The 14,576-nt window shown below is 65.4% G+C and carries 12 protein-coding genes; 9 read left to right on the top strand and 3 right to left on the bottom strand.

Going from position 1 to position 14,576, the window contains the following annotated elements:
• The first annotated feature begins 37 nt into the window (after window positions 1–37).
• The 6 genes from GJV37_RS19070 (at window position 38) to GJV37_RS19045 (ending at window position 6,691) form a co-directional block, all read left to right on the top strand.
• Entirely contained in the window at window positions 38–1,948 is a 1,911-nt protein-coding gene (locus GJV37_RS19070) for an ATP-binding cassette domain-containing protein (protein WP_024765770.1), read from the top strand.
• Entirely contained in the window at window positions 1,948–2,511 is a 564-nt protein-coding gene (locus GJV37_RS19065; protein ID WP_024765769.1) for a mechanosensitive ion channel family protein, read from the top strand. Before GJV37_RS19070 ends, GJV37_RS19065 begins: the two co-directional genes overlap by 1 nt.
• Window positions 2,512–2,526: 15 nt before the next feature.
• Window positions 2,527–3,285: a TerC family protein gene (locus tag GJV37_RS19060; RefSeq protein ID WP_170858046.1), complete on the top strand. Its 759-nt coding sequence runs from the start codon at window positions 2,527–2,529 to the stop codon at window positions 3,283–3,285.
• A gap of 187 nt (window positions 3,286–3,472) precedes the next feature.
• On the top strand, window positions 3,473–4,102 hold the full coding sequence (locus tag GJV37_RS19055) for a LysE family transporter (RefSeq protein WP_024765767.1): 630 nt from the start codon (window positions 3,473–3,475) through the stop codon (window positions 4,100–4,102).
• Between the two features lie 139 nt (window positions 4,103–4,241).
• Window positions 4,242–6,146: a cytochrome c/FTR1 family iron permease gene (locus tag GJV37_RS19050; RefSeq protein WP_024765766.1), complete on the top strand. Its 1,905-nt coding sequence runs from the start codon at window positions 4,242–4,244 to the stop codon at window positions 6,144–6,146.
• A gap of 74 nt (window positions 6,147–6,220) precedes the next feature.
• Window positions 6,221–6,691 (top strand): YaiI/YqxD family protein, encoded by a 471-nt coding sequence (locus tag GJV37_RS19045; RefSeq protein WP_037013429.1) that lies wholly within the window; start codon window positions 6,221–6,223, stop codon window positions 6,689–6,691.
• 80 nt (window positions 6,692–6,771) lie between these two features.
• Here the strand turns inward: GJV37_RS19045 and elbB are convergent, their stop codons facing one another.
• Entirely contained in the window at window positions 6,772–7,422 is a 651-nt protein-coding gene (gene elbB / locus GJV37_RS19040) for an isoprenoid biosynthesis glyoxalase ElbB (RefSeq protein ID WP_024765765.1), read from the bottom strand.
• 127 nt (window positions 7,423–7,549) lie between these two features.
• Between elbB and GJV37_RS19035 the strand changes: the two genes are divergently transcribed.
• On the top strand, window positions 7,550–8,788 hold the full coding sequence (locus tag GJV37_RS19035; RefSeq protein ID WP_170858045.1) for a sterol desaturase family protein: 1,239 nt from the start codon (window positions 7,550–7,552) through the stop codon (window positions 8,786–8,788).
• Here GJV37_RS19035 and GJV37_RS19030 read toward each other — a convergent pair whose 3' ends face one another.
• Window positions 8,789–9,349, bottom strand: coding sequence for a DedA family protein (locus GJV37_RS19030; RefSeq protein ID WP_024765764.1), 561 nt, complete (start codon window positions 9,347–9,349; stop codon window positions 8,789–8,791).
• 233 nt (window positions 9,350–9,582) lie between these two features.
• Here GJV37_RS19030 and hemB point away from each other — a divergent pair, with 233 nt between their 5' ends.
• A complete protein-coding gene (gene hemB, locus GJV37_RS19025) occupies window positions 9,583–10,602 on the top strand; it encodes a porphobilinogen synthase (protein WP_065086205.1) in 1,020 nt (339 codons plus the stop codon).
• A 20-nt stretch (window positions 10,603–10,622) separates the two neighbouring features.
• Entirely contained in the window at window positions 10,623–12,827 is a 2,205-nt protein-coding gene (gene ppk1, locus GJV37_RS19020; protein WP_038803486.1) for a polyphosphate kinase 1, read from the top strand.
• Window positions 12,828–12,976: 149 nt separating this feature from the next.
• On the opposite strand, the gene ppx is transcribed toward ppk1, so the two are convergent.
• The gene (ppx, locus tag GJV37_RS19015; protein ID WP_024765763.1) at window positions 12,977–14,479 is read right to left on the bottom strand and encodes an exopolyphosphatase; all 1,503 of its coding nucleotides are present in this window, start codon (window positions 14,477–14,479) and stop codon (window positions 12,977–12,979) included.
• Window positions 14,480–14,576: the final 97 nt, after the last annotated feature.

Genomic DNA, 14,576 nt, shown 5'->3' with positions numbered 1-14,576 from the left:
CAGCGATTGCCAGGCGAAGCTGATAAACTCCGCCGCCATGATTCGACTACAAAATCTTACGCTACAGCGTGGCCCCCAGCGCTTGCTGGAAGGTGCCGAACTCACCCTGCACGCCGGACAGAAAGTCGGCCTGATCGGCGCCAACGGCGCCGGCAAGTCGAGCCTGTTCGCCCTGCTGCGCGGCCAGCTCGGCCAGGACGCCGGCGACTGCTACCTGCCTGCGGACTGGCGCATCGCGCATATGCGCCAGGAGGTCGATACCCTCGACCGCCTCGCCGTCGACTACGTGCTCGACGGCGACGTGCACCTGCGCAAGATCCAGGCGGATCTGGCCGCGGCGGAAGACGCCCACGACGGTACTGCCCTGGCGCGCCTGCACAGCGAACTGGACAGCGCTGACGGATACACCGCAGACGCCCGCGCGCGCAAGCTGCTGGCCGGCCTGGGCTTCACGCCCGAGCAGATGGACCGCCGCGTCGGCGACTTCTCCGGTGGCTGGCGGATGCGCCTGAACCTGGCGCAGGCGCTGATGTGCCCGTCCGAACTGCTGCTGCTCGACGAACCGACCAACCACCTGGACCTCGACGCCATCCTCTGGCTGGAAGAGTGGCTCAAGGGCTATCCGGGCACGTTGCTGCTGATCTCCCACGACCGCGATTTCCTCGATGCCGTGGTGGACAACATCGCCCACCTCGAACAGCGCAAGCTGACCCTTTACCGCGGCGGCTACTCGGCCTTCGAGCGTACCCGCGCCGAACGCCTTGCCCAGCAGCAACAGGCGTATGAGAAGCAGCAGGCGCAGCGCGCGCACATGGAAAAGTACATTGCCCGCTTCCGCGCCCAGGCCACCAAGGCTCGCCAGGCGCAGAGCCGGATCAAGGCGCTGGAACGCCTGGAAGAGCTGGCGCCGGCCCACGTCGATTCGCCGTTCGACTTCGCCTTCCGCGAGTCCGACAAGATCTCCAGCCCGCTGCTCAACCTCTCCGAGGCCCGCCTGGGCTACGGCGACAAGACCGTGCTGGAGAAGGTCAAGCTGCAACTGGTGCCCGGCGCGCGCATCGGCCTGCTCGGCCCCAACGGCGCTGGCAAGTCCACGCTGATCAAGACCCTCTCCGGCGACCTGTCGCTGCTGTCCGGCGAGCTCGCCCGTGGCGAGAACCTCGCCATCGGCTACTTCGCCCAGCATCAGCTCGACTCGCTGGACCCCAAGGCCAGCCCGCTGCTGCACCTGGCGCGCATCGCGCCGGCCGAGCGTGAGCAGACCCTGCGCGACTTCCTCGGTGGCTTCGATTTCCGCGGCGAGCGTTGCGACGAACCGGTGCTGAACTTCTCCGGTGGCGAGAAGGCGCGCCTGGCGCTGGCGCTGATCGCCTGGCAGAAGCCCAACCTGCTGCTGCTCGATGAACCGACCAACCACCTCGACCTGGAAATGCGCCTGGCGCTGACCCTGGCGCTGCAGGAGTTCTCCGGCGCCGTGGTGGTGGTGTCGCACGATCGTCACCTGCTCAAGAGCACCACCGATGAGTTCCTGCTGGTGGCCGACGGGCGCATCCGCGAGTTCGATGGCGACCTCGACGATTACGCGCGCTGGCTGGTGGACTTCCGCGCCCGCCAGACGCCGTCCTCACCCGCGGCTCCCGCCGGCGACAAGACCGACAAGCGCGCTCAGCGCCAGGCGGCCGCTGCGCTGCGCCAGCAACTCGCCCCGCACAAGCGCGAAGCCGACAAGCTGGAAAAAGAGCTGGGCAAGGTCCACGAGCAGCTCGCCGAACTGGAGGAGCGCCTGGGCGACAGCGCCCTCTACGAAGCTGCGCGCAAGGACGAACTGCGTGACCTGCTGGCCCGCCAGGCAACTCTAAAGACCCGCGAAAGCGAGCTGGAAGAATCCTGGCTGATGGCCCTGGAAACCCTCGAAGAACTGCAGCGCCAGCTCGAGGCCAGTGAGTGATGGGTGACGTGAACCTGCTGGTGGCGTGGAGCGAACCACTGCTGCGTGGCGGGCAGATCATCCTCATCCTGCTGCTGGCCTGGGTGGTGCAGCGCATCGTGACGCGCGCCATCAGCCGCCTCGGCGAGCGCTATCCGATGCCGCCGGAACTGCTGCTGCCCCTGCGCGGCGGCCTGCGCTGGCTGATCATGGGCTCGGCGGTAATGCTGGTGCTGGAGCGCCTGGGTGTGTCTGCGGACGTGCTGTGGGCTGCGCTGACCGGCTTTGCGGCCGTCGCCGCCGTGGCCTTCTTCGCCATCTGGAGCGTGCTCTCCAACCTGTTCTGCGCCCTGATGATCTTCACCATGGGGCCCTTCCGCCTGGGCGACCGCGTGGAAGTCATCGAGTCCGCCGACAAGCCCGGTGTGAAAGGCCGGGTGGTGGCAATCAACCTGCTCTACACCACGCTGGAAGAAGTTGCCGAGGACGGCGTGCCCGGCGCACTGCTGCAAGTACCGAACAATCTGTTCTTCCAGAAGGCCATTCGCCGTTGGCGCGGGCCGAACTTTCCCACCACCCCCTGACGGACGTCTCCCACTATGGAATGGCTCACAAGCCCTGAGATCTGGGTTGCCTTTCTGACCCTGACTGCCCTGGAAATCGTACTGGGCATCGATAACATCATCTTCATCTCGATCCTGGTCGGCCGCCTGCCGCCCGAGCAGCAACCCAAGGCGCGCTTCTTTGGCCTGGCCCTGGCGATGGGCACGCGGATCCTGCTGCTGCTCTCGATCACCTGGGTGATGCGCCTCACCGCGGACCTGTTCACCGTGTTCGACCACGGCATTTCCGGGCGCGACCTGATCCTGTTCTTCGGCGGCCTGTTCCTGTTGTTCAAGAGCACCATGGAAATCTTCCACAGCCTCGAAGGCGCGGAGGAGGGCGGCCAGCAGGGCGGCAAGTCCCGCGGCTTCATGGGCATCATCATCCAGATCGCGATCATCGACATCGTCTTCTCCCTGGACTCGGTGATCACCGCCGTGGGTCTGGTGCAGCACGTGCCGGTGATGGTTGCGGCCATCGTCATCTCGGTGGGTGTGATGATGCTGTCGGCCGGCACCATCAGTGCCTTCATCGAGAAGCACCCGTCGCTGAAGATGCTGGCGCTGTCGTTCCTCATCGTGGTCGGCACCGTGCTGATCGCCGAAGCCTTCGAGATCCACGTGCCCAAGGGCTATGTGTACTTCGCCATGGCCTTCTCGCTGGCGGTGGAGGCGATCAACATCCGCCTGCGCGGCGCCCTGGCGCGCAAGCGTGGCGAGGAGCCGGTGAAGCTGCGCAGGGACATCCCGAGCTGATCGCTCGATTCGGATGAAGAAAGCCCGGCCTCGTGCCGGGCTTTTTTCTGGCTCTTTGCCGGAGCCAGCTCGCATCTTCAGGGCTCCCTCGACCTTCGTCGGCAACGCTGGGCGGCGCAGCCTGACTGAGGCACACTGGGCCTCCGTAACAAGTTATTGCGCCTGCCTGGGCGCCGTGAGGTCCGCAATGCTCGCCAGTACCTGGTTCGCCTTCTTCATCGCCTGCTGGGTGATCAGCCTGTCGCCCGGCGCTGGGGCCATCGCCTCGATGTCCTGTGGGCTGCAATACGGCTTCTGGCGCGGCTACTGGAATGCCCTGGGCCTGCAGATCGGCCTCGCCCTGCAGATCGCCATCGTCGCCGCAGGCGTCGGCGCGCTGCTCTCGGCTTCGGCGGTGGCCTTCAGCGCGATCAAGTGGTTCGGTGTGGTCTACCTGGTCTATCTCGCCTATCGCCAGTGGACCGCTGCCCCGCAGGTGATGGCGGCGAGCGGCGAGCGCCCTATCGGCCGGCCGCTGACCCTGGTGCTACGCGGCTTTCTGGTCAACGCCAGCAACCCCAAGGCGGTGATCTTCATGCTCGCGGTACTGCCGCAGTTCGTCGACCCGCACCAGCCGATGGCGATCCAGTACGTGATCATGGGGGCGACCATGATCACCGTGGACCTGATCGTCATGGCCGGCTACACCGGCCTGGCCGCCCGTGTGTTGCGCGCCCTGCGTTCGCAGCGTCAGCAGAAGATCATGAATCGAACTTTCGCGACTCTGTTCGTGGGCGCCGCCGCGCTGCTCGCCACGGTCCGCCGCGCCCCGGTCTGAGGGCGTTTGCGCGGATTTCGACGGCGTCCCGAAGTGGCCGTGGGGCCACTGTGGATGTAACTGTGCGAGACATTGTCCTTGCATAGACGGAAACCTGAGGTGACAATTTAATCTCTTTCATTCTCATTTAACTTCCCGTATGCGCCCCTCCAAACTTTTCGTCTGGCTATTGCCGCTGGCCGGCATCTTCAGCCTTGGAGCTCAAGCCGACACGGTTGTCGACCCTGCTCAAGCCCTTCACCTGCTCAGCTACCTCGCCGCTGACTACCCCGCCACCGTGACCGACGGCAAGGTGATCAACGACAGCGAATACAAGGAGCAGCTCGAGTTCGTCGGCAATCTCCACTCGCTGATCCTGACCCTGCCGGCGCGCCCCGAGCGTGCGGACCTGGAAAAAGACGCCGCCAGCCTCAAGCAGGCCATCGAGCAGCGCCAGCCGGGCAGGCAGGTGGCCCAGCAGGCTCGCCACCTGGAGGTGCGTGTCGCCGATATCTACCAGGTGGTGCAGACTCCCGCGATCACCCCGGATCCGGCCCGTGGCGCCGAGGTCTACGCTCAGCAGTGCTCGATCTGCCACGGTGACGCCGGCAAGGGTGACGGACCTGCAGGCATCGGCCTGGAGCCGCCGCCGGCCAACCTGACCGACCGCGCGCGCCTTGACCAGCTCAGCCTTTACGACCTGCGCAATGTCATTGGCCTGGGCGTTGCCGGCACCGACATGCCGGCCTTCGCCGACCAGCTCGACGAGCGTCAGCGCTGGGACCTTGCCTCCTATGTGGCCAGCCTCAGTGCCGGTCAGGCCAAGCCCGACCCGGCCCACGCCTACCCGCTGGCAACCCTGTCGACCCAGACGCCTGCCGATGTCGCCGAACATGACGGCGAAGCTGCGGCCGAGAGCTTCCGTGCCCTGCGTGCGCACCCGCCGCTGGAGCATCGTGGCCCGGCGCAGCAGATCGACTACACCACCGCGACCCTGGACAAGAGCTTCGCTGTGTACCGCTCCGGCGATCACGACCAGGCTTACGACCTGTCCGTCGCCGCGTACCTGGAGGGCTTCGAGCTGGTGGAGTCCTCGCTGGACAACGTCGACGCCGATTTGCGCAAGGCGACCGAGAAGCAGCTGATGGCCTACCGTCAGGCCCTGCGTGACGGCTTGCCGGAAACCGCAGTTGCCCAGCAGCTGGAACTGGCCAAGGCCAAGCTGGCGGACGCCGCCAAGGCCCTGAGCGGCGACTCGCTGAGCTTCTCCATCAGCTTCATCTCCGCCCTGCTGATCCTTCTGCGCGAAGGCGTGGAGGCGATCCTTGTGCTGGCGGCCATCCTCGCCTTCCTGCGCAATACCGGGCAGGAGAAGGCTGTGCGTGGCGTGCACATCGGCTGGGGCCTGGCCTTCGTCGCCGGCTTCGCCACCTGGGCGGTGGCGGCCTACGTCATCGACATCGGCGGCGCCCAGCGCGAGCTGATGGAGGGCTTTACCTCGCTGTTCGCCTGCGTGATGGTCCTCTGGCTCGGCGTGTGGATGCACGACCGCCGCCACGCCGCCGCCTGGCAGGACTACATCCGCAGCAGCCTGGTGGGTGGCGGGGGCCGCTTCGGCTTCGCCGTGCTGGCCTTCTTCTCGGTCTACCGCGAACTGTTCGAAGTCATCCTGTTCTACGAGACGCTCTGGCTGCAGGCAGGTCCTGCCGGCCACAACGCGGTGATCGCCGGTGCGGGCACCGCGGTGGTGATCCTGATCGCCATTGCCTTCGTGATCCTGCGTGGCTCGGCGAAGCTGCCGCTGAAGCTGTTCTTCACCGTCAACGCCGCGCTGCTCTGCGCCCTGTCGGTGGTCTTCGCCGGCCACGGCGTGGTCGCCCTGCAGGAAGCCGGCGTGATCGGCACCCGCCCGGTGCCCTTCTTCGACTTCGACTGGCTCGGCATCAAGGCCGACGCCTACTCGCTGTCGGCCCAGGCCGTGGCGCTGCTGGCGGTGGCCGTGCTCTACGGACGCAGCTACTTCTCCGAACGGCGCAAGGCCGCTGCGGTCGCCGCGTCGTCCTGAGGCAATAGCCAAGCGATACACGACGGCCAGTGCGATACTGGCCGTCGTGCTTTTCGAAGGAAGGTTTTCCCCCGATGCGTATCTGGATCGATGCCGACGCCTGCCCGCGCGCGGCCAAGGAGCTGGTGGCGAAGTTCGCCTTGAAGCGCAAGCTGGATGTGGTGATGGTCGCCGGCCAGCCCGTGGCCAAGCCGCCATTCGCCTGCGTCAGCCTGATTGTCGTGCCCAGCGGGATGGACGCCGCCGACGATTACCTGGTGGAACAGGCCGAGCCGGGCGACCTGGTGATCTGCAGCGACGTGCCGCTGGCTGACCGGCTGGTGAAGAAGGGCGTCGATGCGCTGGACCCGCGCGGCCGCGAATTCGACGAGAAGAACATGGGCGAGCGCCTGGCGGTGCGCAACCTGTTCACCGACCTGCGCGAGCAGGGGCAGGTCGGAGGAGGGCAAGCACCCTACGGCGACAAGGATCGCCAGGCCTTCGCCAACAGCCTGGATCGGCTGCTGACGCGGCTGATGCGCGAGGAGCAGAGCCGCAAGGCCTGACACGAAAACGCCCGGCACTGCCGGGCGTTTTCGTTTTCACCGAGGATGGGCAGGGCGTAGGGAACTCTATGTCTACAGGTTCACGCCAGCTCCAGCACCCGATCGACCGCCTTGTTGATGCCGCTGGCGGCTTCGGCGATGGATTGCGCGAGCATGTAGGCAGGAGTGGTGACCAGCTTGTGGTCCTTGTCCTCGACTATGTCTTCCACGGCGCAGTCGATGTGCTTGGCACCCATGCTGGTCAGTGCCTGGGCCGTACCCTCGTCGGTACCGATGGTACATTCCACGCCTTCGCCATAGATACGCGCGGCCAGGGCCGGGGCGATGCAGAGCAGGCCGACCGGCTTCTTCGCCGCGGCGAAGGCCTTGGCCAGGGCCAGCACGTCCGGCTGCACTTCGCACTGGTCGCCCTTGAAGGCGAAGTCGCTGAGGTTCTTCGCCGCGCCGAAGCCGCCGGGCACGATCAGCGCGTCGAAGTCCTCGACCTTGGCTTCACGCACATCCTTCACCTCGCCGCGGGCGATCCGTGCGGACTCCACCAGCACATTGCGGCTCTCGGCCATTTCCTCTCCGGTGAGGTGGTTCAGCACATGGTGCTGGGCGATGTTCGGGGCGAAGCACTGCACCTTGGCGCCGCGCTGGGAGAGGCGCAGCAGGGTGATCACGCTTTCATGGATTTCCGCGCCGTCGTAGACGCCACAACCGGAAAGGATAACGGCAACTTTCTTCATGGACTGCTCCTGTTCGAGGGGGTCGGGGCTGTCGCGATATGCCGCCCGGACTGTCGCCGACGGCCGTGGCCGGCGGCGGGCAAGGGACTAGGATCCTTCCTCATAAGCATAACGATTCGGTCGTGCCATGAACTACATCCTCTTCGCCGTGCCCTTCTTTTTCCTGCTGATTGCGATCGAACTGCTCGCCGACCGCTGGCGCGGCCTGCGCACCTATCGCCTGAGCGACGCGCTGAACAGCCTCAGCGCGGGGGTCCTGTCGACCACCAGCGGCCTGCTGACCAAGGGGCTGGCGTTGGTGACCTACACCATCGCCTGGCAGCACCTCGCGCTGTTCGAGCTGTCGGCTAAGAGCCTGTGGGTCTGGGCGTTCGCCTTCGTCTTCTACGACTTCTGCTACTACTGGAACCACCGCCTCGGCCATGAGCGCAACGTGCTCTGGGCCGCGCATTCGGTGCACCACCAGAGCGAGGATTACAACCTCTCCACCGCGCTGCGGCAGACCAGCACCGGCTTCATCTTCGGCTGGATCTTCTACCTGCCAATGGCCATCGCCGGGGTGCCGCCGCTGGTGTTCCTCACTGTCGGCGCACTGAACCTGCTCTATCAGTTCTGGGTTCATACCCGGCACATTCCCAAGCTGGGCTGGTTCGAATGGATATTCATCACTCCCTCCAACCATCGCGTGCACCACGCGCAGAACCCTGTCTATATGGATCGCAACTACGGGGGCGTGTTCATTCTCTGGGACCGCCTGTTCGGCACCTTCCAGGAAGAGCTGGACGAAGAGCCGGTGGTGTTCGGCGTGACCGTCCCCCTGGCCAGCTGGAACCCGCTGTGGGCCAACCTGCAGGTCTATGCGCACCTGTGGAACGATGCGCGCCGTGCCGGCAGCCTGTGGGACAAGCTGCGCATCTGGTTCATGCGCACCGGCTGGCGCCCCGCGGACGTCGCCCAGCGCTATCCCATGGCCAAGCCTGACCTGGCGGCCTTCCGCAAGTTCGAGGTGCCGCTGACGCGCGGCCGGCAGTGGTACGCCGGTCTGCAGTTCGCCATCTACGTGGTAATCGGCACCTGGTTGCTGGGCGTCGGGGAGGGCTGGCAAGTGCTGCCGCTGGTGATTGGCTGGGCCTGGATGGCTTTCGGTCTCTACGCCATCGGATGCTGGCTGGAGAACCGCGCCTGGGCGCTGCGCCTGGAACTGCTGCGATTGGCGCTGAACGTACCGGCAGTGGCGGCGCTGGTACTGTGGGGAGGCATTGGGTTGCCGCAGTGGGCGCCCTGGGCGCTGGCGGTCTACTCGCTGCTCAGCCTGATCGGGCTGCTCGGCCTGCGGCGCGCCGAGCGCCTGCCGCAGGCGGCCTGATCAGTCCGCCTTGGAAGCCTTGAAGCGGCGGCGCAGCCAGAACAGCAGGCCGATCACTACCAGGCCGCCGAGAACCATCAGTTCGTACTTCTTGATGTTGCCCAACACGCCTTCGAGCACGCTGCCGAAGTAGAAGGCAGCGCTGCCCAGCACGGTGGCCCAGACGATGGCGCCGATGCCGTTGAGCAGCAGGTAGCGCGCCGGCGGGTAGCCGGATAGGCCGATGGCCACCGGCATCACGGTGCGCAGACCGTAGACGAAGCGGAAGCTCAGCACCCACAGGTCGGGATGCTTGCGTACGTGCTCCAGCGCCTTGTCGCCCATCTTCTGCCAGCTTGGTTTGCGCGCCAGCAGCTTGCGACCGTGGCGACGACCGAGGAAATACCAGAGCTGGTCGCCCGCGTAACTGCCGAAGAACGCCACCGCTATCACGTACTCCAGCTGCATGTAGCCGCGGAATGCCAGGAAGCCGGCCAGGACCAGAATGGTCTCACCCTCGAAGAACGTGCCGAGAAACAGCGCGAAGTAGCCGAAATCCTGCAGGAATTGTTGGAGCATTATCGAGGCAACGCAGCGAAATGAACGCGAAGCCTAACCCGGTTGTCGCCCGCAGGGAAGGTATCCCGGTCCGCACAACTGACTTGGAACAAGTCTGTGCCGGTGCAGAGCGGCGGCATGCCGCTGCGGCAGGATGCCGCGACCAAGGGTCACTGTTACCGGTTGTTACCAATCGGTCATAATTCAGGGCTATAACTGTCAGACTGTGCCTGCTGCATCAGGCCCTGGAGTACGCCGTGAGCTTCATTCCCGCCGATCGTGCCTTCCCCTTCACTCGTCTGCGTCGCAATCGTCGTGACGATTTTTCCCGCCGTCTGGTGCGCGAAAACGTCCTGACCACCAACGACCTGATCCTTCCGGTGTTCGTCCTCGACGGCAAGAACCAACGGGAAGCGGTACCTTCGATGCCGGGTGTGGAGCGCATGTCCATCGACCTGCTGCTCAAGGAAGCCGAAGAGCTGGTAGAGCTGGGCATCCCGGCCCTGGCGTTGTTCCCGGTGACCCCGCTGGAGAAGAAATCCCTCGACGGCGCCGAGGCCTTCAACCCCGATGGCATCGCCCAGCGCGCCACGCGCGCCCTGCGCGAGCGCTTCCCCGAGCTGGGCATCATCACCGACGTGGCGCTGGACCCGTTCACCAGCCACGGCCAGGACGGCATCCTTGACGAAGACGGCTACGTCCTGAACGACATTTCCGTTGATGTGCTGGTCAAGCAGGCGCTTTCCCACGCCGAGGCCGGCGCCCAGGTCGTGGCTCCGTCGGACATGATGGACGGCCGCATCGGCGCCATCCGCGAGGCCCTGGAGTCCACCGGCCACATCAACACCCGCATCATGGCCTACTCGGCCAAGTACGCCAGCGCCTACTACGGCCCGTTCCGCGATGCCGTCGGCTCCGCCGCCAACCTGGGCAAGGGCAACAAGGCCACCTACCAGATGGACCCGGCCAACAGCGACGAAGCGCTGCACGAGATCTACGCTGACCTCGCCGAAGGCGCCGACATGATCATGGTCAAGCCGGGCATGCCCTATCTCGACATCGTTCGCCGCGCCAAGGACGAATTCCGCGCGCCGACCTTTGTCTATCAGGTCAGTGGCGAATACGCGATGCACATGGCCGCGATCAACAACGGCTGGCTCAGCGAGGCGGTGATCCTCGAATCGCTGCTGGCCTTCAAACGCGCGGGCGCAGATGGCATCCTGACCTACTTCGCCAAGCGCGCGGCACAACAATTGAAAATGAAAAGCGGGGGCTGACCCCGTCGATGAGACGAGCGATGAATACCGAAGGCATTAGCGAAACCGAAGTTATCGAAGCTGACACCACTGCTGAAGTCACCGAAGTCGTCGTAACGGAGGCGGTGGAGGCGCCGGCATCGCCCGTCGAACCGGCGGTGCCGGCGATCAACGTGGACGACAGTGCCCTCTACATTCATCGCGAGCTCTCGCAGCTGCAGTTCAATATCCGCGTGCTGGAACAGGCGCTGGATGAGTCCTACCCGCTGCTGGAACGCCTGAAGTTCCTGCTGATCTTCTCCAGCAACCTCGACGAATTCTTCGAGATCCGCGTCGCCGGCCTGAAGAAGCAGATCACCTTCGCCCGCGAACAAGCCGGCGCCGACGGCCTGCTGCCGCACCAGGCGCTGGCGCGCATCAGCGAACAGGTGCACGAGCAGGTTGCCCGCCAGTACAGCATCCTCAACGACATCCTGTTGCCGGAACTGGCCAAGCACGACATCCGCTTCATCCGCCGCCGCTACTGGACGCCGAAGATCAAGGCCTGGGTCCGTCGCTTCTTCCGTGACGAGATAGCGCCCATCGTCACCCCGATCGGCCTCGACCCGACCCACCCGTTCCCGCTGCTGGTGAACAAGAGCCTGAACTTCATGGTCGAGCTCGAAGGCCTGGACGCCTTCGGTCGCGACTCGGGCCTGGCAATCATTCCTGCGCCGCGCTCGCTGCCGCGGATCATCCGCCTGCCGGAAGAGGTCGCAGGGCCGGGTGACAACTACGTGTTCCTGTCGTCGATGATCCACGCCCACGCCGACGACCTGTTCCACGGCATGAAGGTGAAGGGCTGCTACCAGTTCCGCCTGACCCGTAACGCCGACCTCTCGGTGGACGCCGAGGATGTCGAGGACCTGGCCCGCGCGCTGCGCGGCGAGCTGTTCTCGCGCCGCTACGGCGACGCCGTGCGCCTGGAGGTGGTGGATACCTGCCCGGTGCCCCTGTCCAATTACCTGCTCAAGCAGTTCGGCCTGTCCGAGACCGAGCTGTACCGCGTCAGCGGGCCGGTCAACCTGACGCGCCTGTTCAGCGTCACCGGCCTGGCCAGCCACCCGGAGCTGCAGTCGCCGCCGTTCACCCCGACTATCCCCAAGCTGCTGCAGAAGAAGGAAAACCTGTTCAACGTCCTGGGCAAGCTCGACGTGCTGCTGATGCACCCGTTCGAGTCCTTCACCCCGGTGGTCGACCTGCTGCGCCAGGCTGCCAAGGACCCCAGCGTGCTGGCGATCAAGCAGACGCTGTACCGCTCCGGTGCCAACTCCGAGATCGTCGACGCGCTGGTGGAAGCCGCGCGCAACGGCAAGGAGGTGACCGTGGTGATCGAGTTGCGGGCGCGCTTCGATGAGGAGTCCAACCTGCAACTGGCCAGCCGGCTGCAGCAGGCCGGTGCGGTAGTGATCTACGGTGTGGTCGGTTTCAAGACCCACGCCAAGATGATGCTGATCCTGCGTCGCGAGGACGGCGAGCTGCGCCGCTACGCGCACCTGGGCACCGGCAACTACCACGCCGGCAACGCCCGCCTGTACACCGACTACAGCCTGCTGACCGCCGACGTGGCGCTCTGCGAGGACCTGCACAAGCTGTTCAACCAGCTGATCGGCATGGGCAAGACCCTGCGCATGAAGAAGCTCCTGCACGCGCCCTTCACCCTGAAGAAGAACCTGCTGGAGATGATCAACCGCGAGGCCGCCCAGGCTGCCGAGGGCAAGCCGGCGCACATCATGGCCAAGGTCAACTCGCTGACCGACGCCAAGGTCATCCGTGCGCTGTACAAGGCCAGCCAGGCCGGCGTGAAGATCGACCTGGTAGTGCGCGGCATGTGCTGTCTGCGTCCGGGCGTGCCGGGGGTGTCGCACAACATCCAGGTGCGCTCGATCATCGGCCGCTTCCTGGAACACAGCCGGATCTACTACTTCCTCAACGGCGGCGAGGAGAAGCTCTATCTCTCCAGCGCCGACTGGATGGAGCGTAACCTCGACATGCGCGTGGAGACCTGCTTCCCGGTGGAAGGCAAGAAACTCGTGCTGCGGGTGAAGAAGGAGCTGGAATCCTACCTGAGCGACAACACCCAGGCCTGGGTGCTGCAGTCCGACGGCAGCTACGTGCGGCAGAGCCCCAGCGGTAACCAGAACGCCCGCAACGCCCAGGCGACGCTGCTGGAGCGCCTGTGCACGCCGGTGATCAGCGTTCGCTGATCTCTCCAGTGATATCGAAAGCCCTGCTTCGGCAGGGCTTTTTCTTGGGCTTTTCATAGGAGCAGGCTCGCTCCTGAAGGTCAGGGTGACGCTGGAAATGAAAAGGCCCCGGCGTTTGCGCGCCGGGGCCTTTGCCTGTGGCGGGGCACTCAGCTCACGCTGAGTGAATAACCCACGCGCTTGAGCCATTCGGCTTCCTGCTCGAAGTCCGCCTGGGTCAGCGGGTTGGCCGCCAGCCAGCCGTCCGGGAAGCGGATGTCCAGCGACTTGCCGGACGCCTTCAGGGCCACCGCCGGCATTTCCTGGGTGCCACGAATGTGGTGGAAGAGGATGGCGAAGCGCAGCACGATGCACAGGCGGATCAGCTTGTCGCCCTCGTCGCCCAGCTCGTTGAACTTGTCCACCGGGATGTTGCGGCGGTGGCCGCGCACCAGCAGCGCCAGGGTCAGCTGGTCCAAGCGCGAGAAGCCGGCCAGGTCCGAGTGCTCCAGCAGGTAGGCGCCGTGCTTGTGGTAGTGGTAGTGGGCGATGTCCAGGCCCAGCTCGTGCACGCGCGCCGCCCACATCAGCAGTTCGCGGTGGCCTTCGTCGTTCAGGTTCCAGGCCTTGGCCACCTGGTCCAGCGATTCCAGCGCCTTGGCTTCGACGCGAGCGGCCTGTTCCGGATCGACGTGGTAGCGTTCCATGAGGGCGCCGATGGTGCGTTCGCGGACGTCCTCGTGGTGGTGGCGGCCCAGCAGGTCATAGAGCACGCCCTCGCGCAGGGCGCCTTCGGAATGGGTCATGCGCGTCAGCTCGAGGGCGTCGAACAGCGCCTCGAGGATCGCCATGCCGGCCGGGAAGATCGGCCGGCGGTCCGGCTTGATGCCGTCGATGTCGAGCTTCTCGACCTCGCCCAGCTTGAACATCTTGCGCTTGAGCCAGGCCAGGCCTTCGGGGTTGATCTCGCCGTTGCCGTGGCCGCCGGCCTGGATCGCCAGGCAGATGGCGCGGATGGTGCCGGAGGCGCCGACCGCCTCGTCCCATCCCAGGCGGCGCAGGCTGTTCTCGATGCTCATCAGCTCCAGGCGCGCCGAAGTATAGGCCTGGGCATAGCGCGCCGGGGTGATCTTTCCGTCCTTGAAATAGCGCTGGGTGAAGCTCACGCAGCCCATCTGCAGGCTTTCGCGCAATTGCGATTCGAACTGCTGGCCAATGATGAATTCGGTGCTGCCGCCACCGATATCGACCACCAGGCGCTTGCCGGGGTTGTCCTGCAACGTGTGCGAGACGCCCAGGTAGATGAGGCGTGCCTCTTCGCGGCCGGAGATGACTTCCACCGGGTGGCCGAGGATCTGATCAGCAACGCGGATGAACTCGGCGCGGTTGCGCGCTTCGCGCAGGGCGTTGGTGCCCACGACGCGCACCGAGCCTGGCGGCATGCCGTTGATGAACTGCGCGAACTGCTTCAGGCAGTCGTAGCCGCGCTGCATGGAGTCGGCGGTGAGCAGGCGGTCATCGCCTATGCCGGCGGCCAACTGGACCTTCTCGCCTAGGCGCTCAAGAATGCGGATCTCGCCGTGATCGGCCTTCGCCAGGACCATGTGGAAACTGTTCGAGCCAAGGTCAATGGCCGCGATCATCGGGAAGGTCTTGGCAGGGGTATGGGGCATGGGGTGAGGTCCGGGTAAATACGGAAGACATCCTGCCATTTTAGGCGGGGAGTGCCAATGAAGGGGTTGTCACCGATCAGAAGTCGCCGCGACAGCG

It is taken from the genome of Pseudomonas nitroreducens (genome assembly GCF_010994165.1).
In the GTDB taxonomy this organism is placed as follows: Bacteria; Pseudomonadota; Gammaproteobacteria; order Pseudomonadales; family Pseudomonadaceae; genus Pseudomonas; species Pseudomonas nitroreducens.
This window is presented reverse-complemented; position numbering and strand designations above follow the sequence as displayed.